Below are 19,821 nucleotides of genomic sequence, written 5' to 3' on the forward strand. Positions count from 1 at the left end.
AAGAGGAAGGCCCCGGGAACCGGGGCCTTCCTGATCGTGATCAGTCAACGATGGGGCGACTCATCCTTTAGAAACTTCATCCCTGAGGGATTTGCCCGGCTTGAAGGCCACGGTGTTGCTGGCCTTGATCTTGACCGGCTGGCCGGTCTGCGGGTTCTTGCCAGTGCGGGCGCCACGGTGGCGCTGCACGAAGGTGCCGAAACCGACCAGGGTCACGCTGTCCTTGCGGTGCAGCGCGTTGGTGATTTCTTCGAGAACGGCGTTGAGAACACGATTGGCCTGATCCTTGGTGAGATCGGCCTTCTCGGCGATGGCGGCGGCGAGTTCCGGTTTACGCATAGATGCCTCTGTGACGGTTTGTTGTTTTTGTGTCCGTGCTGTTCATCCAGAACAGCGCCCAAGGCGCCGCAACAGCTCTGCGCTGCGGCAGACCACGAGGAGGATGGCATGCCGCAAAGGCCCGCGCCAGTGTTGTCCGACAGTTTTGACCTACAAGCCGAGGGCGGTTCCGACAGAAGGCCGGCCGTTCATGCCAAGACCGGCGGCAGTTCACGGTTCAGCGCGAGCTTCTCCTGCACCGCCGCACCGGTGAGCGCATAGCCCAGCAGGCGCCCGGAGGCATCGCGGCAGAGCACCTTGATGTCCGCGCCGGCCCCTTCCACCGTCCATTCGCCGTCCAGACCACGGGGCGGCGGCGAGACCACCAGCGGGCAGGCCGGGGTCTTCACCGTCACCGGCATCGGCCCGTAGCTGACCGCTGTCGGCGTGCCGGCCAGGGTCTGCGCCAGGGCCCGGGCGCTGGCCATCAGCGGCATCACGTAGAGCAGGTTGATGCCGTCCACTTCCGCGCAATCCCCCAGCGCGTAGATGTTCGCGTGGGAGGTGCGCAGCTCGCGGTCCACCACCACGCCCCGGTTCACGTCCAGGCCCGCCGCCGCCGCCAGGGCGGTGCGCGGACGCAGGCCCACAGCGGAGACCACCAGGTCGCAGGTGATGTGCGTGCCGTCGGAGAGGTGCGCCACCAGCCCATCGCCGGCATGGTTCAGGCTGGCCAGCACCGGCCCCAGGTGGAAGCGCGCGCCGATGGCCTCCAGCCCCGCCTGCACGGCGCCGGCCGCCGCCGGATGGAGCAGGCCGGGCATGACCTGCTCACAGGGGGCGACGACCTCCACCTCGTAGCCGCCCAGGGTCAGGTCGTTGGCGAACTCGCAGCCGATCAGCCCGGCACCGAGGATCAGCACCCGGCGCTTGCCGGCGGCTGCCGCGCGAAAGCGCGCATAGTCTTCCAGGTCATTGATGGGGAACACCGCGCCCCCCGCATCGCCCTCCACCGGCACGCGGATCACCTCGGCGCCCCAGGCCAGCACCAGGTCGCGGTAGGCCACGGCTTCCTCGCCGATCCAGATCTGCCGGTGCCCCGGGTCGATGCCGGTGATGCGGGTGTGGGTGCGGATCTCCGCCTTCAACTGCTCGGCCATGGCACCGGCCTCCGCCATCGCCAGGCCGTCGGCATCCTTGTTCTTGCCGAAGCCGGTGGACAGCATCGGCTTGGAGTAGGAGCGGCCGTCATCGGCACTGATCAGCAACAGCGGCGTCTCGCCGTCCAGCTTGCGAAACTCCTTGGCCAGGTTGTAGCCGGCCAGGCCGGTCCCGACGATCACCACAGGTGCACTCATCACTCACTCCCAGGATAAAAAACGACGCGACGGCCCGCAGGCCGTCGCTCAGAAAACCACCAGGACTCAGCGGATCTCGATCATCTCGAAGTCCACCTTGCCCACCCCGCAATCGGGGCAGACCCAATCCGCCGGGACATCCTCCCAGCGCGTACCGGGGGCAATGCCTTCCTCGGGCAGCCCCAGGGCCTCGTCATAAATGAAGCCGCACACCACGCATTGCCACTTGCGCACACGCACCTCCACCCCAGCGGGAACGATCGGCCGAACCTACTCCAAACCGCCCGCGCTCGCCAAGCAGGCAGCCGCGCGCCCCGACGGAGGTTGGGGCGTGACCAGGGGTGCAGCAGAAGCGGGGGAGAGGGAGAAACAGGGCCCCACGCAGAACGCGGGGGCCCGGGAGGATCAGCCGATCTCGATCATCTCGAAGTCCAGCTTGCCCACGCCGCAATCCGGGCACAGCCAGTCGGCCGGCACGTCTTCCCAGCGGGTGCCAGGGGCGATGCCGTCGTCCGGCCAACCCTGGGCTTCGTCATAGATCAGTCCGCAGACCACGCATTGCCATTTCTTCATATCTGCCTCGGGAAACTCACGGTTGCGCGCGCAACCTAACCCAATCAAAGGGCAGCGCCAAGACGCCCGCCGACCACCGCCCTGCGGCAACCGGGCCCGTCCGGAGCGCGCCGGGCTGCGTGCTACACTCCCGCGCCGCCTCAACCCCGCAGGTCCACCGTGTCGAACGCCGCCCTCGTCCACCCGCCCCGCTGGCTCACCGCACAGCAACTGCACCCCGCGCCCGCTGCCGAGGTGCGCGACTGGCTGTTCGACCAGGGCTCGCTGACGCGCCGCCTCACCGCCCTGGCCGAAGGTGCCTTCAGCGTCACCCCGCTGAACGAAGCCTGGCAGGTGCTGCGCAGCGACGAATGCCAGGCCCTTGGCGTGCCCGACGGCAGCCAGGGCTGGGTGCGCGAGGTGTACCTGCGCGGGCATGGCGAACCCTGGGTCTTCGCCCGCAGCGTCGCCGCCCGCAAAGCGCTGGAAGGCTCCGGCCTGGCCCTGGCCGACCTTGGCGGTCGTTCCCTTGGCGAGCTGCTGTTCAGCGACCGCGCCTTCGCCCGCGGCACCATCGAAGTCACCCGCTACCCGGCGTCACTGCTGCCGGCCGAGGTGCGCGAAGAGCGCCTCTGGGGCCGTCGCTCCTGCTTCCGCCGCGACGAGCTGGGCGTGCTGGTGGCCGAGATATTCCTCCCCACGCTGTGGCGGCAGGCCGGAATCGAGGCCGTATAATCCGCCGCACGTCCAGCGGAGGCCCCCGATGTACATCCAGTTCCTGCGATCGCTCAACCGCCTGCACCCGCGTGCCTGGGACTTCGTCCAGCTCGCCCGGCTCGACCGCCCCATCGGCGTCTACCTGCTGCTCTGGCCCACCCTCTGGGCCGTATGGATCGCCGCAGACGGCCATCCCAGCCTGAAGAACGTCCTGGTCTTCGTCCTCGGCGTCGCCGTCATGCGCGCCGCCGGCTGCGCCATCAACGACTACGCCGACCGCCACTTCGACGGCCACGTCGCCCGCACCCACGCCCGCCCCCTGGCCACCGGCGCCATCCGCCCGAAGGAAGCCCTGGTGTTCTTCGCCGTGCTGCTGGCCATCGCCTTCGGCCTGGTGCTGCTGACCAACGCCACCACCGTCTGGCTGTCCTTCGGCGCCGTGGCCCTGGCCGCCTGCTACCCCTTCATGAAGCGCTACACCTTCTACCCCCAGGTGGTGCTGGGTGCCGCCTACTCCTGGGGCATCCCCATGGCCTTCACCGCCGCCACCGGCGAACTGCCGGCCGCCGCCTGGCTGATCTACATCGCCAACCTGCTGTGGACCGTGGCCTACGACACCTACTACGCCATGACCGACCGCGAGGACGACCTGAAGATCGGCATCAAGTCCACCGCCATCCTCTTCGGCGACGCCGACCGGGTGATCATCGCCACCCTCCAGGGCCTCGCCCTGCTGTGCCTGCTGCTGGCCGGCAGCCGCTTCGAACTGGGCCTGTACTTCCACCTCGGCCTGCTCGGCGCCCTGGCCTGCTTCGCCTGGGAATTCCACAGCACCCGCGACCGCGACCCGCAGGCCTGCTTCAAGGCCTTCCTGCACAACCACTGGGCGGGCCTGGCGATCCTCATCGGCGTGGTGGCCGACTACGCACTGCGCTGAACACGGGCACGACACGGCCGTCGGCTCCGCCACGGTCGTGTCATATCACTGCAATAATTCCGTTATCTAATGCGCGCAAACCATCAGAACCAGCGAGCCGAGGCGAACACATGGTTGGCAAGAACATCCTGATCGTCGACGACGAAGCACCGATCCGCGAAATGATCGCGGTGGCCCTGGAAATGGCCGGCTACGAGTGCCTGGAAGCGGAGAACACCCAGCAGGCCCACGCCAGCATCATCGACCGCAAGCCCGACCTGATCCTGCTGGACTGGATGCTCCCCGGCACCTCCGGCATCGAACTGGCCCGGCGCCTGAAGCGCGACGACCTGACCAGCGACATCCCGATCATCATGCTCACCGCCAAGGGTGAGGAAGACAACAAGATCCAGGGCCTGGAAGTCGGCGCCGACGACTACATCACCAAGCCCTTCTCGCCCCGCGAGCTGGTGGCCCGCCTCAAGGCCGTGCTGCGCCGCGCCGGCCCCACCGACAGCGAAGCCCCCATCGAGATCGGCGGCCTGCTGCTGGACCCCATCAGCCACCGCGTCACCATCGACGGCAAGCCGGCCGAGATGGGCCCCACCGAATACCGCCTGCTGCAGTTCTTCATGACCCACCAGGAGCGCGCCTACACCCGTGGCCAACTGCTGGACCAGGTCTGGGGCGGCAACGTCTACGTCGAGGAACGCACCGTTGACGTGCACATCCGGCGCCTGCGCAAGGCCCTGGGCGACGCCTACGAGAACCTGGTGCAGACGGTGCGCGGCACCGGTTATCGTTTCTCCACCAAGGGCTGATCCCGCCGAACAAGGAAGCGACCGTTGAACCAGGACTGGCGCCGTGCCGTAATCCGCCGTTTGATTCTCCTGCTCGGTGCCTGCCTCCTCGCCGGCTTCATCTCCGGTGAATACGGCTGGGCCCTGGCCATCGGCCTGGGCGCCTACCTCGGCTGGACCCTCAGCCAACTGCTGCGCCTGCACAAATGGCTCAAGGAACACAAACCCGACGAGCCGCCGCCGGACGGCTACGGCCTGTGGGGCGAAGTGTTCGACAGCATCTACCACCTGCAACGCCGCGACCAGCGCGTGCGCGGGCGCCTGCAGGCGGTGATCGACCGCGTGCAGGAGTCCACCGCCGCCCTCAAGGATGCCGTGGTGATGCTCGACAGCGAGGGCAACCTCGACTGGTGGAACCGCGCCGCCGAGAACCTGCTAGGCCTCAAGACCCCCCAGGACAGCGGCCAGCCGGTCACCAACCTGATCCGTCACCCGCGCTTCAAGGAGTACTTCGAGCAGGAGAACTACCGCGAGGCCCTCGAACTGCCCTCGCCGGTCCACGACCGCCGGCGCCTGCAGTTCCACATCACCCAGTACGGCAACCGCGAGCACCTGATGCTGGTGCGCGACATCACCCGGCTTCACCAGTTGGAGCAGATGCGCAAGGACTTCGTCGCCAACGTCTCCCATGAGCTGCGTACTCCGCTGACGGTGATCGCCGGCTACCTGGAGACCCTGCTGGACAACGTCGACGACGTGAACCCGCGCTGGGGCCGTGCCCTGCAGCAGATGCACCAGCAGGCCGGGCGCATGCAGAACCTGCTCAACGACCTGCTGCTGCTGGCCAAGCTGGAAGCCACCGACTACCCCTCCGACAACCAGCCGGTGGAGGTCGAGACCCTGCTGCAAAGCATCCGCCACGACGCACTCGCCCTGTCCGGCAGCCGCCAGCACCACATCGAACTGGAGGCCGACGCCAGCGTGCGCCTGCGCGGCAGCGAGGCCGAGCTGCGCAGCGCCTTCTCCAACCTGGTGTTCAACGCCGTGAAGTACACCCCCGACGGCGGCGACATCCGCATCCGCTGGTGGGGCGACGAACTGGGCGCACACCTGGCCGTGCAGGACTCCGGCATCGGCATCGAAGCCAAGCACCTGCCACGCCTGACCGAGCGCTTCTACCGGGTCGACTCCAGCCGCGCCAGCAACACCGGCGGCACCGGCCTGGGCCTGGCCATCGTCAAGCACGTACTGCTCCGCCACCGCGCCCGCCTGGACATCAGCTCCGTGCTCAACCACGGCAGCACCTTCACCTGCCATTTCCCTCCGGCGCAGGTGGCCGGCGAGCGTTGAGAAAGACCTCACGGCGCGCCCCGGGCCCCACGCTCCCGGGGCCTTCCGCCCGCTTGCAAACTCAAGGCCCAGCCTTCACCCTTAGCCGATCATTCGCCAGCCCCGACCCCTAATGGACCCTTCCACAAGCTCCACCTTCTCCAGCTATTTCGCCGATTTCGGCCTCGTCCTGTTCGCCCTCTTCCTCGTGCTGCTCAACGGCTTCTTCGTCGCCGCCGAGTTCGCCATGGTCAAGCTGCGCGCCACCCGTGTCGAATCCATCGCCGACCAGCACGGCTGGCGCGGGCACATCCTGCGCACCGTGCACAACCAGCTCGACGCCTACCTCTCCGCCTGCCAGTTGGGCATCACCCTGGCCTCCCTCGGCCTCGGCTGGGTCGGCGAGCCGGCCTTCGCCCACCTGCTCGGCCCGCTGCTCAGCGCCGTTGGCGTGGAATCGGAGAAGCTGCTCCACGGCATCTCCTTCTTCACCGCCTTCTTCATCATTTCCTACCTGCACATCGTGGTCGGCGAGCTGGCGCCCAAGTCCTGGGCCATCCGCAAGCCCGAACTGCTGTCGCTGTGGACGGCGGTGCCTCTGTACCTCTTCTACTGGCTCATGTACCCGGCCATCTGGCTGCTCAACGCCAGCGCCAACGCCATCCTGCGCATCGCCGGCCAGGGCGAGCCCGGCCCGCACCACGAGCACCACTACAGCCGTGACGAGCTCAAGCTGATCCTGCACTCCAGCCGCGCCCGCGACCCCAGCGACCAGGACATGCGCGTACTCGCCTCCGCCGTCGAAATGGGCGAACTGGACGTGGTGGACTGGGCCAACTCCCGGGAAGACCTGATCTACCTGGAGCACGACGCCCCGCTGTCCGACATCCTCGGCGTCATCCGCCGCCACAAGTACAGCCGCTACCCGGTCTACGACGACCGCAAGGGCGAGTTCATCGGCGTCCTGCACATCAAGGACCTGCTCCTCGCCCTGTCCGCCCTGGACAGCCTGCCCGAGTCCTTCGACCTCACCGAACTCACCCGCCCGGTGGAGCGCGTCAGCAAGCACATGCCGCTGCCGCGCCTGCTGGAGCAGTTCCGCCAGGGCGGCGCGCACTTCGCCCTGGTCGAAGAGGCCGACGGCAAGGTGGTCGGCTTCCTGACCATGGAAGACGTGCTCGAAGTGCTGGTCGGCGACATCCAGGACGAACACCGCAAGACCGAGCGCGGCGTGCTCGCCTACCAGCCCGGCAAGCTGCTGGTGCGCGGCGACACCCCGCTGTTCAAGGTCGAGCGCCTGCTCGGCATCGACCTCGACCATGTCGAGGCCGACACCCTGGCCGGGCTGATCTACGACAGCCTCAACCGGGTTCCCGAAGAGGAAGAAGTGCTGGAGACCGAGGGCCTGCGCATCATCGTCAAGAAGATGAAAGGCCCGAAGATCCTCCTCGCCAAGGTCCTGCGGATCGACTGACCCACCACGTCATGACAACGGGGGCCCCGTTCTCGTTCCCACCCAGGAGCAGGGCGCGCCGTAGAGGGCGTAGGGTGGGCTTCAGCCCACCGCCCCACCTCTCCACCGTTCCAACACCCTAGAACAAATCCAACTGCCCCCCAGCCGGCGGCACCTGTACGACCGGTGCCGCCGCAGCAGGCGCGGCTGCGGGGAGCACCGACGACTGCGGGTCACGGGCCAGGCGCTCGGCCAGGCCCGCCGCCCGCTCGGCGCGGGTGCTCACCGCCTCGGCCAGGCGCTGGGGCAGGCCCCAGATCTCCACCCGCTGCCGGGCACGGGTGATGCCGGTGTAGAACAGCGAGCGGCTGAGCAGCGGGCTCGGCTGCTCCGGCAGCACCAGCAGCACCTCGCGGAACTCCGAGCCCTGGCTCTTGTGCACCGTCATGGCGAAGGCGCTGTCGTGGCTCGGCAAACGTGCCGGGGAGAAGGGCCGGTGGCCGTCCTCGCCCTCGAAGAACACCCGCAGCCCATGGGGCGTCGGCAGGCAGATGCCGACGTCGCCGTTGAACAGCCCCAGCGCGTAGTCGTTCTGCCGCACCATCACCGCCCGCCCCGGGTACCAGCGCTCGCGGCTGGCGATGCCCAGGCGGCGCTTGATGCGCGCCTCCAGCGCCTCGTTGATCCCGGCCACGCCCCAGGGCCCCTCGCGCTGGGCGGTGAGGGCGCGGAATTCGGCGAAGGCCGCGAAGGCGGCCGTCGGGTCGCCCCGTCGTGCCGCACTGATGAAAGGGGCGTAGCCCGCATCCAGACGTTCCAGCAGCGCGGCCTGCAGCGGCCCGGCGTTCCAGGCCAGGTCGGCGCGGCCCTCGCGCAGCAACGCCAGGGTGCCCCGGGCGTCACCGGCGTTGATCCGCCGTGCCAGTTCACCGATGCCGCTGTCCCCGGCGAAGCGGTGGCTGTGGGTCAGCAGCACCACCGAATCCCCCAGGCGCGAGGTGGGCGTCTCCGCCGGCACCGGCTGGCCGGTGATGCGCTCCAGTTCGGCCGCCGCCGTGGCGTCCAGGCCCCGGCCCTCGCAGAGTTCGGCGAACACCGCGCCGGCCTCCACCGCCGCCAGTTGGTCCTTGTCCCCCAGCAGGATCAGCCGCGCACCCGGGGGCAGCGCGTCCACCAGCTTGGCCATCAGCGCCAGGTCCACCATCGAGGCCTCGTCCACCACCAGCACGTCCAGCGGCAGCGGGTTATCGGCGTGGTGGCGCACCCGGGGGCTGTCGCCGTGGCTGCCGAGCAGGCGGTGCAGGGTGCGCGCCTCCTCCGGCAGCAGGGCCTTCACCGTATCGCTCACCGGCAGGTCAGCCTTGGCATTGCGGATCGCCTCGGCCATGCGTGCCGCCGCCTTGCCGGTGGGGGCCGCCAGGCCGATGGCCAGGCGCTCGCCGCCGGGCTGCTCCAGCAGGGACGCCAGCAGGCGCACCACGGTGGTGGTCTTGCCGGTGCCGGGGCCGCCGGAGATCACCGCCAGGTTGCGCCGCACCGCCTGAGCGGCGGCCAGCCGCTGCCAGTCCGGCGACTGGGTGTTGCGGGCGAACAGCCGCGCCAGGGACTCGCCCAGTTGCGCCTCGTCCACCGGCGGGCGGGCCGTGGCCAGCCCCAGCAGGGCCTCGGCCAGGCGCGCCTCATAGGCGTGGTAGCGGCTGAGGTAGAGGCGGTCGCCGTCCAGGGTCAGCGGCGCGTAGCCACCGGCCGTGGCCACCAGCGGCGAGGCCGCCAGTTGCGCCCGCCAGGTGTCCAGGGGTGGCAGGTCGAAGCCCTCGACGCCCTCGTCGAACACCCGCTGACCGGCCAGGCGCGCCAGGGGCAGGCACACATCGCCCGCTGCCAGGGCCTGGCAGCAGAGCACCCCGGCCACCAGCACCGGCAGCGGCGCATCGGGCTCCAGGTGCAGCAGGCTGTCGGCGAAGAAGCGCTCCAGCGGCCCCAGGGGCAGGTCGGCAGGCGTCACGGGTGGCCCTCCTCGAACAGCCGGTCCAGCGCGTCCAGCAGCGCGTCGTCCGGGCGGTGGAAGTACACCCCGGCGTCGGGCATGCCGCGCAGGAACAGGTAGTAGGCGCCGCCCAGCCCGTCCGGGCCGAAGCCGTCCAGGCGCTGGCGCAGGAAGCGCCGCAGCGCCACCAGGTAGATCAGGTACTGCAGGTGGTAGTGCTCGGCGGCGATGGCCTGCTCCAGGCGTTCGCCGCCGTAGTAGCTGGCGTCGGGCCCCAGCCAGTTGGACTTGTAGTCGGCGATGTACCAGCGCCCCTGGTGCTCGAAGGTGAGGTCGATGAAGCCCTTCATGAAGCCGTTGAGGGTGTCGAACTCCAGGCGCTCGGCCGCCGCGCGCATGGGCGCCGGCAGGCCGTGGGCCGGGTCCGCCAGCACCGCGCGCAGGCCGTGCAGGTCGAGCTGGCGCACCGGGAAGGTGAAGCCCAGTTCCGGCAGGCGCCGCGCCGGGTCGAGCCCGGCCAGGGTCAGGCCGGCGCCGTCGAGGTCGGTGTCCAGCACCTGGCGCAGGTGCAGGGTCGCGGTCTCGGCCCACTCCAGCGGCAGGCCGTGGCCCTTGAGGTGGGTGTCCACCAGCGCGGCCAGCTCGCCCTCACCGCGCACCCAGTCCTCGAGGATGGCGTGCAGGCAGGTGCCCGCCCGCGCGCCGCGCGGGAAGGCGTGGAAGCCGCTACCCGGCTCGGTGGCCGGCGGCACGAAGAAGGCGTCGCGGTCCGGTGCCTCCATGTGCATGCCGGCCGCCAGGCCGGAGAAGCTGCCGACCCGCCAGGCGCTGTGCAGGGTGCGCTGCAGCTGCGCCAGGGCCGTCGGCGGCGGGGCGCGGTGCTCGCCCTGGGCGCTGGCCTCGGCCTCGCGCAGGGGCACCACGGCGATGTCGCCCGCACTGTCGGCGGCCAGGGCCTCCAGCTCCTGGCGCAGGCCGGGGCCTTCCAGGGTCGCCAGGTGGCCGGCCAGCTCGTCCAGGGGGGCATCGCCGGGCAGGGCGCGGCCGTGCAGCAGCCAGGCCAGGGCGCTGGTGTGCAGCCCGTCATCGGGCAGGCCGCCGTCCTTCTTCGGCTTGGGCACCGCCACCGGGCCCCAGTGCAGCCAGAGGCGGTCGCGGGGGCGGGTGAGGGCCACGTAGGCCAGGCGCAGGCGTTCGGCGAAGCGCTCACGGCGGGCGCGCTCGCGGTGGGCCTCCAGCTCGGGGCCGCCCAGGTCCAGCAGCGGGGTGCCGTCCTCGGCGTGGCAGGTGATGTCTTCGTCGCGGCGCAGCAGCGCGCCGTCCCACAGGTAGGGGCAGAACACCAGCGGGTATTCCAGGCCCTTGGAGGTGTGCACGGTGACGATCTGCACCCGCTCGGCATCGCTTTCCAGGCGCAGCAGGGCGTCGTCGCCGTGGCTCTCGGCCTGGCACTGGGCGATGAACCAGGCCAGCAGCGGCTCCAGGCCGGGGCGCAACAGGCTCTCGGCCTGCAGCAGTTCGGCCAGGTGCAGCAGGTTGGTCAGGCGCCGTTCGCCGTCGGGCAGGGCGATCAGCCGCTCGGCCACCGCCTGCTCGTCGAGCCAGGCACGGAAGGCGCGCATGAAGCCGTGCTGCTGCCAGAGCTGGTGGTAGCGCTCGGCGCGTTCGCGCTCCTCGTCCCAGGCGTGCTCGTCGTCCTGGCAGCGGGCCAGGGCCTGGGCGTCGCGGCCCAGCAGGCGGGTGGAGAGGGCATAGCGCAGCACGCCCTCGCGCCCCGGCTCGGCGTAGGCGGCGAGCACGGCGGCCAGTTCGGCGGCCTCTTCGCTGTGCCAGACGCTGTCGCGGCCACGGCGCACGCTGGGCACACCACGGGTGGCCAGCTCGGCGGCCACGTCGCCGGCCTGGCGGTGGCTGGCCACCAGCACGGCGAAGTCGCCGCCGCGCAGCGGGGTGCGCACGCCGTCGGCCTCGAAGTAGGCCTGGCCGGCGGCGCTGGCGGCCAGCAGGGCGGCGATGCGGCGGGCGGTGTCGATGGCCACCGCGCGGCCGGCCTCGCCCTTGCCGAGCGGTTCGTCCCCCAGCCACACCAGTTCCAGCGGGGCACCGCCCTCGGGCAGCACCAGTTGGGCGCGCGGCTTGTCGCTGGCGCCCACCGGCGGGTAGTCCAGCCCCGGCTCGGCGAACGGGCGGGGGCGGTCGAAGACCCGGTTCAGCGCAGCGATCAGGCGCGGCACGGAGCGGTGGTTGGTGGCCAGGCTGTATTGCCGGGCGGCCTCGTCACGGGCCTTGAGGTAGGTGGCCAGGTCCGCGCCACGGAAGGCGTAGATGGCCTGCTTGGGGTCGCCGACGAAGCACAGGTCGCCCCCGGCTTCGCCGCCCGGGTAGACGCGGCGGAAGATGGCGTACTGCACCGGGTCGGTGTCCTGGAATTCGTCGATCAGCGCCACCGGGTAGCGCTCGCGCAGGGCAGCGGCCAGGGCGTCGCCGGCCTCGCCCTGCAGCGCCTCGTCGAGGCGGTTGAGCAGGTCGTCGAAGGCCAGCAGACGCTGGGCCGCCTTGCGCTGGGGCAGCTCGCGGTTGAGGGTGTCGAGCAGGCGCACCTGCAGGGCGATCAGCCGTGCCTCGCCCGCCGGCCTGGCCGCTTCCAACGCTTCCACCAGACCTTGCAGGGCCGAGCAGAGCGGGTACTCCGGCAGGTCGAAACCCTTCTTGCAGCCCTTGGCCAGCGCCTCGCGGGCGAGCTTCTCCAGCCCTGCCGGCGGGGCGAAGAGCGCCGTCGGGTCGGCGAAGTAGGCGTCCAGCTCGCTGTGCCAGAGGGCGAACCTGGCCGCGTCGTAGCTGCGCTTGTTGAGCCCGTCGAAGGCCGCCAGCTCGGCCAGGCAACTGGCGGCGTCGCGCAGCCACAGGCTGCGGGCGTGTTCCCAGGCGTCGCAGGCCGGGGCCAGGTCGCCCGGGGCGGCGTCGCGGGGCTCGATGCGCAGGTAGGGCTTGCCCAGGTGCCCGCGCAGGCGTTGGCGCAGGCTGGCCGGGGTCAGCCGCTTCTGCGCCAGGAAGCGCGCCCAGGCCGGCTCGGCGGCAGCCAGTTCGGCGCGCCAGAGGTCGGCGAGCAGGGCGTCCAGCACGTCGCGGTCGTCGGCCGCCAGTTCGCTGTCGAAATCCCCGCCGGCCTCGAAGGCCGCGTCCTGCAGGGCGCGCTGGCAGAAGCCGTGGATGGTGAAGATGGCCGCCTCGTCGAAACCGTGCACCGCCAGCAACAGCCGGCGGTGGGCATCCTCGCCCGGGTAGCGGGCATGCAGCCCGGCCAGCACCGGGTCCGGCGCGGGGGCGCCCTCGTACATGGCCAGCAGCGCCGCCAGGCGCGCGCGGATGCGCTCGCGCAGCTCGGCGGTGGCGGCGGTGGTGTAGGTGACCACCAGGATCTGCCCGACGCCGAGCTGGCGCTCCAGCAGCAGGCGGGCGTAGAGCGCGGTCAGGGTCCAGGTCTTGCCGGTGCCGGCGCTGGCCTCGATCAGGCTGCGGCCGTCGAAGGGGGAGTCGAGCAGGTCGAGGCTCATGGGCCGTCCCTCAGATCGTCCCCAGTCAGCACCGCGTTCAGCGCCAGGTTGCTGTAGTAGTTGGACCGCCCGATCCTGCGCTTCTCCAGGAAACCCGCGTCGGAAAGCTCCTGTAGGTAGCGCGTCGCGGTCAGGCGCGAGACCGAAAGGTCGCGCATGACGAATTCGATCTTGGTGTAGGGATGGGTGAACAGGTTGTTGATCAGGTCCTGGCTGTAGAAACGGTGCTGCGCACGTATCCGGTGCTTGTAGTCGAGCAACGCAGCCTTGATGCCCTCGATCGTATGGATGGTCTGGCGTGCCGTTTCTTCGATGGCCGAGAGCATGAACAGCACCCAGGCCTCCCATTGCCCGTCGTCCCGCACGGCCTGGAGCAGGTCGTAGTACGCCACCTTGTGGCGGACGATGTAGCGGCTCAAGTAGAGGACGGGAATGTCCAGCAGCCCACACTTGAGTAGATACAGCACGTTGACGATGCGCCCTGTGCGGCCGTTGCCATCGTAGAAGGGGTGGATGCTCTCGAACTGGTGATGGATCAGTGCCATCTTCACCAGGGGATCGGCATCGAAGAGCGCATCGTCGTTGATGAAGCGTTCGAGGTCCCTCATCAGCTCGACGATCCGCTCGGCCTCCTGGGGCGGGGTATAGACCACGCGGCCATAGCCGTCCTTCAGGGTCGTTCCGGGCAGCCGACGCAGGCCGGCATTGTTGCGTTCGAGCGCGGCCTGGATCTCGATGATCTGGTTGGTGGTCAGCAGCCCGGTTCGACATACCGAGGCATGACCTACATACAAGGCCTGGCGGTAGCGCAGTACCTCCTTGGCGGCCGGGCTGTTCGCGGCATCGGGAAAGGCATCGTCGCGAAACAGATCGTCATGGGTGGTGACGATGTTCTCGATGGCCGAGCTGTCCTTCGCCTCTTGCATGCCCAGGGTGTTGATGAGGATGCCCTGGTGGGGGATGGACGAGGCGACGCCCTTGAGTTCAGCCAGTGCCCGGCTGGCCGTAGCTAGCTTGCGGAGTATCGACCGGGTCTCGAAACGGACCGGATCCAGTTCGTGCAGGCTGTGCAGGTCAGGCATGGAAACCGACTCCCATCATGTTCAGGAAACCGGCATTTTCCGACCTTTTCATACGCATGCGTATAGAAAAAGGCCAATTCCTATACATGTCCTGTCTGAACTGAATAGAGATGAGCGCAAACGTATCTGCATAGCGGCCGCTCATGCGTCCTCCTCGCCGTCATCGGCCAGGGCGTCCAGGGCCGGGCCGAGCAGGGTCTCGGCGAGGGTTTCGAAGCGCGCGTCCAGGGGGTCGCGGTCGCGGAAGGCGAGGGCGTACCAGGGGTCCTGGGATTCGCCACGGGGGCCGAAGTCGAGGCCTTCCCAGGCCAGGCGGGCCTTGCTGCGGGCCGCTTCCAGGGGCTCCTTGCGGCCGGGCTTGCGCCAGCCGTGGGCGAAGCCGTGGCTGGCCTTGGTGATCAGCGGCAGCGGGGCGCAGAGGGCCTCGCGGTAGGCCACCAGCCAGGGCTCCAGCAGTTGCCGGGCGTTGGTCAGCGGGCCGGCCTGCCAGTCCCCGGCCGGCGACAGCAGGCGGCTCTGCCGGGCGATGCCGGGAGGTGCGGCGATGTTCAGCAGCAGGTGGCGCAGCCAGAAGGGCGCCAGCTCCCATTCGCCGAGGCGGTTCAGGCGCCAGCCGAACAGGCCGTCTTCGGTCACGCCGTCGAGCCAGCCGTGGATGCGCACGCCGGCCAGTTCCAGGTCCACCAGCAGCGGCTGCGGTGCGCTCTCCGGGCGGGCTTCGAACAGCCGGGGGGCGAAGGCGCGCACCGGGCCGCGCAGTTGGCCCCACAGGGCGTGGCCGAGCTCGCCGCTGGGCAGCCAGCCGGCGGCGCGGGCGATGCGGCGCTCGTCGGCCTCGGACCAGCCGCGCTCGACGGCGTCCAGGGCGAGCTGGCGCAGGCCGCGCCAGGCGGGGCCTTCGAGGGCGAAGGGCTCGTCGCTGGCGAGGGCTTCCTCGGGCTCGGCCAGGTGCAGGCCGAGGCGCTGCTCCAGCAGGAAGCGCGCCGGGTGGCGGAAGCACTGCACCAGCATCGAGGGTTCCAGGGTCAGCCAGTCGGCGTCAGGCGCCGGCAGCGGCTCGGCGAAGGGCGCGGCGGCCGGCTGCGGTTCGCCGGCCAGGCGCTGGGCAGCGCGGAACCAGGGGGCGGCATAGCCACGGTGGACACCGCCGGCGAAGTTGCCGGGGGCGAAGGGCTGCAGCGGGTGGTTGACCAGCACCCGCTGGCTGGCGGGGGCGCCGTCGGCATGGGCGGTGAGGTCGACGGTCTCCAGCAGTTCGCTCACCAGCACCGAGGGCGGCAGCGCGGCGTTGTCCCGGGGGTCGCGGCCGACGTAGCTGATGTAGAGGCCGTCGCGGGCCGACTGCAGGGTTTCCAGCAGCAGGTAGCGGTCGTCCAGGCGCCGGGCGCGGTCGCCCCGGCGCGGGCGGCGGGTGATCAGGTCGAAGCCGGCGGCGGGGGTGCGCCGGGGGAAGGCGCCGTCGTCCAGGCCGAGCAGGCACACCAGGCGGAACGGCAGGCTGCGCATGGGCACCATGGTGCAGAAGGTCACGGCGCCGGTGAGGAAGCCCGAGGCGCCGCCGCCGGCATCCAGCGCGGCCACCAGTTGCTGGCGCACCAGGGCCAGCTCCACCGGGCGGGTGATCAGCGCGGCCTCGCCCTGCTTGCGCAGTTCGCCGCAGGCCTGGGACAGCAGCAGCAGGGTCTCGCCGGCCTCGCGTTCGTCGAACAACTGGTCGATCAGCCCCTGCAGGGTCTCGGCCCAGTCCGCCAGCGGGCGCGGCCGGGCCAGGTCGTCGGCGAGCACGCCGAGGCGCTGGATGAAGCCGGCCAGGCGGCCGAGCAGTTGCGCGCGGGCGCCTTCGAGAGCATCCAGCGGCCAACTGTCCCCCAGCAGTGGCGGGGCCTCGCCGGCCAGCCGGGGCGGGGCGGCGAAGCCCAGTACCAGGCGTTCCAGGCCCTGGCGCCAACTGAAGGCGTCGTCCTCGGGCAGGCCCAGGCGCACCCGGTGGCGGGCGTCACGGCCCCAGCGCACGCCGGCTTCGCGCAGCCAGTCGCGGATCAGCGGCAGGTCGTCGGCGTCGATGCCGGCGCGGGCTGCCAGGGCCGGCAGTTCCAGCCAGGCCAGCAGTTCCTCGGCGGCGAAGCGGCTCTGGGGCAGTTCCAGCAGGGCGAGGAAGGCCTCCACCAGCGGCAACTCGGCACGCAGGCTGCGGTCGGCGAGGCTGTAGGGGATGCGCGGCACGCCCTCGCGGGGGGCGAACACCGCTTCGATGTAGGGGGCGTAGCGGTCGATGTCGGGGGTCAGCACCACCACCTGGTCGGGGGTCAGCCCGGGGTCGGCGGCGAAGCGGGCCAGCAGCTGGTCGTGCAGCACCTCCACTTCCCGCAGCGGCGAGTGGCAGACGTGCACCTCCAGCGAGCGGTCGTCCGGGCGCAGCGCCAGGCGCTCGTCGGCATGGCGGGTGCGCAGCCGCAGGATGTCGTTCTGGATGGCACGCAGCAGGCTGCTGTCGTCCAGGCCGTCGTCTTCGGCGTAGATGCCGAAGTCCTGCCCGCCGAGGGTGAACAGGGCGTCGAAGAAGTCGCGCCCCTGCTTGCCGAGGCTGGCCAGCAGCGGGTGGCCGACGTCCAGGTACCAGTCGTCGATGCCCGGCTCCGGCAGGGCCGCCAGCTCGCGGATGTCGCGGATGTCGCCCCAGGCCTCGCGGCAGGGGTTGAGGGCGAACAGGATGACCTCGCAGTGCCGCGCCAGCCCTTCCAGCGCGCGCATGTGGTGCGGCGGCAGGCTGCTGATGCCGAACACCACCAGGCGCTCGGGCAGGCCGGCCAGCGGCGCCGGGTCGTGCAGCCGCGCCAGCAGGTCGCCCAGCAGGCGCGCGCGGTGGGGGTGGCCGTCGACGGTGAGGGCCTGCCAGAGCAGCGCCTGCCAGGCTTCGTCGGGGCCGAGCCCAAGCAGCTCGCCGCGCTCCCAGGCGGCCAGCCAGTCGTCGCGGTAGAGCAGGTACTGGTCGAAGACGTCGGCGATGCGCGCGGCCAGGGTCAGGCGGCGGCGCTCGTCACCGCCCTCCAGGTACTGCGCCAGGCGCGGCGTCTGCTCCAGGTGCGCGGGCTCGCAGAGCCAGTCGTAGAGGCGCCAGGTCAGGGTGGTGGGGTTGAAGGCCGACTGCGGCGGCAGCTTGCCCAGCACCTGACGGGTGAGGTCCCAGACGAAGCGCGCCGGCAACTGCACATCGAGCTGCATGGCGATGCCCTGGGCGCGGGCCAGTTGCAGGGTCAGCCAGCGGCCCATGCCCTGGCTCGGCACCACCACCTTGGCCGGGGCCAGCGGGTCCGCCAGCGGCTGGGCGAGCAGGGCGCAGGCCAGCTCGCCGAGGCTTTCCAGGTCGTTGGCGTGGTAGAGGTTGAGCATGGGCGGGCCGCGTCGATCGGGAGCGCACAGGGTATCAGTTGACCCGATTGGGGGCGACGCCGCGCACGGACAGGATTTGCCGACTTAACCGGCTTGCAGGGAGGTGGATGCGCGCAGCGCGGGGCTGGCCCGACGCGCCCCGGAACATGACAATCCCATGACAGTCTGATGTCGCGGCGCCGCCATGCGGCGCCCTCGTCTGTGGGGGCCTGGTTCTGCCAGGGAATGGCAGCGGCCAGGCCCCCGGGAACGTGTCGTGAACGCCGCCCGGCAGTCGGGGCAGCGCACGACCGGCTTCTTGAAGGAGGGGTCCGATGCTCACCTTGCTCAACCTGCTTTCCGCCGTGGCCCTGCTGGTCTGGGGGACCCACATCGTGCGGACCGGCATCCTCCGGGTCTACGGCAGCGACCTGCGGCGCCTGCTCGGGCACGCCATGCGCCGCACCCCGCTGGCCTTCGCCGCCGGCATCGGCGTCACCGCGCTGGTGCAGAGCAGCAACGCCACCGCGCTGCTGGTCACGTCCTTCGTCGCCCAGGGGCTGATGGGGCTGTCCTCGGGGCTGGCGATCATGCTCGGCGCCGACGTCGGCACGGCGCTGATGGCGCGGGTGCTGACCTTCGACCTGTCGTGGCTGTCGCCGCTGCTGATCTTCTTCGGGGTGATCCTGTTCCTCTCGCGCAAGCAGACCCGCCTCGGCCAGCTCGGCCGGGTGGCCATCGGCCTGGGGCTGATCATCCTCGCGCTGCAGTTGATCGTCGCCGCTGCCGAGCCCATCACCACCGCCAAGGGGGTGAAGGTGCTGTTCTCCTCGCTGACCGGCGACGTGATGCTCGACGCCCTCACCGGCGCGCTGTTCGCCATGATCACCTACTCCAGCCTGGCAGCGGTGCTGCTCAGCGCCACCCTGGCGGCGGCCAAGGTGATCCCGCTCAAGGTGGCGCTGTGCCTGGTGATCGGCGCCAACGTCGGCAGCGGCATCCTGGCGATGATCAGCGCCACCTCGCAGAACGCCGCCGGCCGCCGGGTGGCCCTGGGCAGCCTGCTGTTCAAGCTCGCCGGCACCCTGCTGGTGCTGCCGCTGGTGGGCCCGCTGGCCAACTGGCTCGACACCTGGCCGTTCTCCACCGCCGAGCTGGTGATCGCCTTCCACGTGCTCTACAACAGCGTGCGTTGCCTGCTGTTCCTGCCGCTGACGCCCTACATGGCGCGCTTCTGCGACTGGCTGCTGCCCGACCGCGAGCAACCCACCGACATCGCACGGCCGCGCCACCTGGACCCCACCGCCCTGGACACGCCGAGCCTGGCCCTGGCCAACGCCGTGCGCGAGACCCTGCGCCTGGGGGACATCGTCGAGCAGATGCTCAACCACCTGCTGGCGCTGATACGCGGCGCCGACCCCAGCCTGGGCCGCGAGATCCAACGCCTGGACGACGACATCGACGCCCTCTACACCGCCATCAAGCTGTACCTGGCGCGCATGCCCCGCGAAGACCTCAGCGAGCGCGACAGCCGACGCTGGGCCGAGATCATCGAGCTGACCATCAACCTGGAGCAGGCCGGCGACCTGATCGAGCGCATGCTCGGCGACGTGCAGCACAAGAAGACCGCCCAGCAGCGCTCCTTCTCCGACGCTGGCCTGGCCGACATTGGCGCGCTGTACACGCAACTGGTGGACAACCTGCGCCTGAGCCTCTCGGTGTTCCTCAACGGCGACCGGGAGAACGCCAGGCGCCTGCGCCGCGCCAAACAGCGCTTCCGCGTGCTGGTGCGGCGGCTGTCCCATGCGCACCTGGAGCGGCTGCACCAGCAGGTGGTGGAAAGCATGGAAACCAGCGCCCTGCACCTGGGCCTGATCAGCGACATGAAGCGCCTCAACTCGCTGTTCTGCGCCATCTCCTACGCCGTGCTGGACAACCCCGAGGCCCCGCTCAGCACCCGGGACGAGGACGGCATCGGCGCGCTACGCGACGACGAAGTGGCCTACCCGCCGGAGATCACCTCGCAAAGCTGACAGCACCTTCCGATAGACGCGGCCTTGGGCAGAATCCTGCCCATGAGCCCGCCTGCCACCCTGTCGGACACGCCTCGGTCAGCGCCAGCCCGACCCAGGCCGTGCTGCACGCCCCAAACCCGGCGTGGTCCATGAAGAACCCGACCGCACCGCCCTCGACCTCAGTGAGCGCGCGCTGCCGCATCGCCTTGCTGAATAAGGCAGTCGCTGCCTGCACCTGCTGCCACCTCCGTCGTCATGCCTGCTGCTCCAGATCCACCAGCCGGCTGGTGGGGCCATCGGCCCGCAGGCGCTCGCGGACCAGGGCCGGCCATTGGGTACGGGCGCGGCGTTTGGCGATAGCGTAGGTGAGG

Annotated in this window: 14 protein-coding genes; 6 read left to right on the forward strand and 8 right to left on the reverse strand. The window is 70.4% G+C overall.

Annotated elements, in window-relative coordinates:
• Positions 1-60 precede the first annotated feature (60 nt).
• From A7D27_RS01135 to A7D27_RS01150, 4 genes are all read right to left on the reverse strand, one after another.
• Positions 61-339, reverse strand: coding sequence for an HU family DNA-binding protein (locus A7D27_RS01135; protein ID WP_069559593.1), 279 nt, complete (start codon positions 337-339; stop codon positions 61-63).
• Positions 340-527: 188 nt separating this feature from the next.
• Positions 528-1,676, reverse strand: a complete 1,149-nt coding sequence (locus tag A7D27_RS01140) for an NAD(P)/FAD-dependent oxidoreductase (RefSeq protein ID WP_069563875.1) — start codon at positions 1,674-1,676, stop codon at positions 528-530.
• A 66-nt stretch (positions 1,677-1,742) separates the two neighbouring features.
• Complete coding sequence (locus A7D27_RS01145; RefSeq protein ID WP_044401471.1) at positions 1,743-1,910, reverse strand: rubredoxin; 168 nt, start codon at positions 1,908-1,910, stop codon at positions 1,743-1,745.
• 171 nt (positions 1,911-2,081) lie between these two features.
• Positions 2,082-2,249: a rubredoxin gene (locus tag A7D27_RS01150; RefSeq protein WP_044401468.1), complete on the reverse strand. Its 168-nt coding sequence runs from the start codon at positions 2,247-2,249 to the stop codon at positions 2,082-2,084.
• 159 nt (positions 2,250-2,408) lie between these two features.
• On the opposite strand from A7D27_RS01150, the gene A7D27_RS01155 reads away from it, so the two are divergent.
• From A7D27_RS01155 to A7D27_RS01175, 5 genes are all read left to right on the forward strand, one after another.
• Positions 2,409-2,963 (forward strand): chorismate lyase, encoded by a 555-nt coding sequence (locus A7D27_RS01155; protein ID WP_069563876.1) that lies wholly within the window; start codon positions 2,409-2,411, stop codon positions 2,961-2,963.
• A gap of 28 nt (positions 2,964-2,991) precedes the next feature.
• Positions 2,992-3,882 (forward strand): 4-hydroxybenzoate octaprenyltransferase, encoded by an 891-nt coding sequence (ubiA, locus tag A7D27_RS01160; protein ID WP_069559596.1) that lies wholly within the window; start codon positions 2,992-2,994, stop codon positions 3,880-3,882.
• A gap of 110 nt (positions 3,883-3,992) precedes the next feature.
• Positions 3,993-4,682, forward strand: coding sequence for a phosphate regulon transcriptional regulator PhoB (gene phoB / locus A7D27_RS01165; protein WP_044401460.1), 690 nt, complete (start codon positions 3,993-3,995; stop codon positions 4,680-4,682).
• 24 nt (positions 4,683-4,706) lie between these two features.
• Entirely contained in the window at positions 4,707-6,011 is a 1,305-nt protein-coding gene (phoR, locus tag A7D27_RS01170) for a phosphate regulon sensor histidine kinase PhoR (protein ID WP_069559597.1), read from the forward strand.
• Positions 6,012-6,123: 112 nt separating this feature from the next.
• Positions 6,124-7,464: a hemolysin family protein gene (locus A7D27_RS01175; RefSeq protein WP_069563877.1), complete on the forward strand. Its 1,341-nt coding sequence runs from the start codon at positions 6,124-6,126 to the stop codon at positions 7,462-7,464.
• A 118-nt stretch (positions 7,465-7,582) separates the two neighbouring features.
• On the opposite strand, the gene recD is transcribed toward A7D27_RS01175, so the two are convergent.
• The 4 genes from recD to recC all read right to left on the reverse strand — a co-directional run bounded on the left by recD (position 7,583) and on the right by recC (position 17,456).
• On the reverse strand, positions 7,583-9,448 hold the full coding sequence (recD, locus tag A7D27_RS01180; protein WP_069563878.1) for an exodeoxyribonuclease V subunit alpha: 1,866 nt from the start codon (positions 9,446-9,448) through the stop codon (positions 7,583-7,585).
• Complete coding sequence (gene recB, locus A7D27_RS01185) at positions 9,445-12,984, reverse strand: exodeoxyribonuclease V subunit beta (protein WP_069563879.1); 3,540 nt, start codon at positions 12,982-12,984, stop codon at positions 9,445-9,447. The genes recD and recB overlap by 4 nt, the downstream gene beginning before the upstream one ends.
• The gene (locus tag A7D27_RS01190) at positions 12,981-14,066 is read right to left on the reverse strand and encodes a Fic family protein (protein ID WP_069559601.1); all 1,086 of its coding nucleotides are present in this window, start codon (positions 14,064-14,066) and stop codon (positions 12,981-12,983) included. Before A7D27_RS01190 ends, recB begins: the two co-directional genes overlap by 4 nt.
• Positions 14,067-14,207: 141 nt before the next feature.
• Positions 14,208-17,456: an exodeoxyribonuclease V subunit gamma gene (recC, locus tag A7D27_RS01195; protein WP_069563880.1), complete on the reverse strand. Its 3,249-nt coding sequence runs from the start codon at positions 17,454-17,456 to the stop codon at positions 14,208-14,210.
• A 314-nt stretch (positions 17,457-17,770) separates the two neighbouring features.
• Between recC and A7D27_RS01200 the strand changes: the two genes are divergently transcribed.
• Entirely contained in the window at positions 17,771-19,468 is a 1,698-nt protein-coding gene (locus A7D27_RS01200) for a Na/Pi cotransporter family protein (RefSeq protein ID WP_069559603.1), read from the forward strand.
• Positions 19,469-19,821 lie beyond the last annotated feature (353 nt).

This window comes from Pseudomonas sp. 1D4, assembly GCF_001728925.1.
GTDB classification, from domain to species: Bacteria; Pseudomonadota; Gammaproteobacteria; order Pseudomonadales; family Pseudomonadaceae; genus Metapseudomonas; species Metapseudomonas otitidis.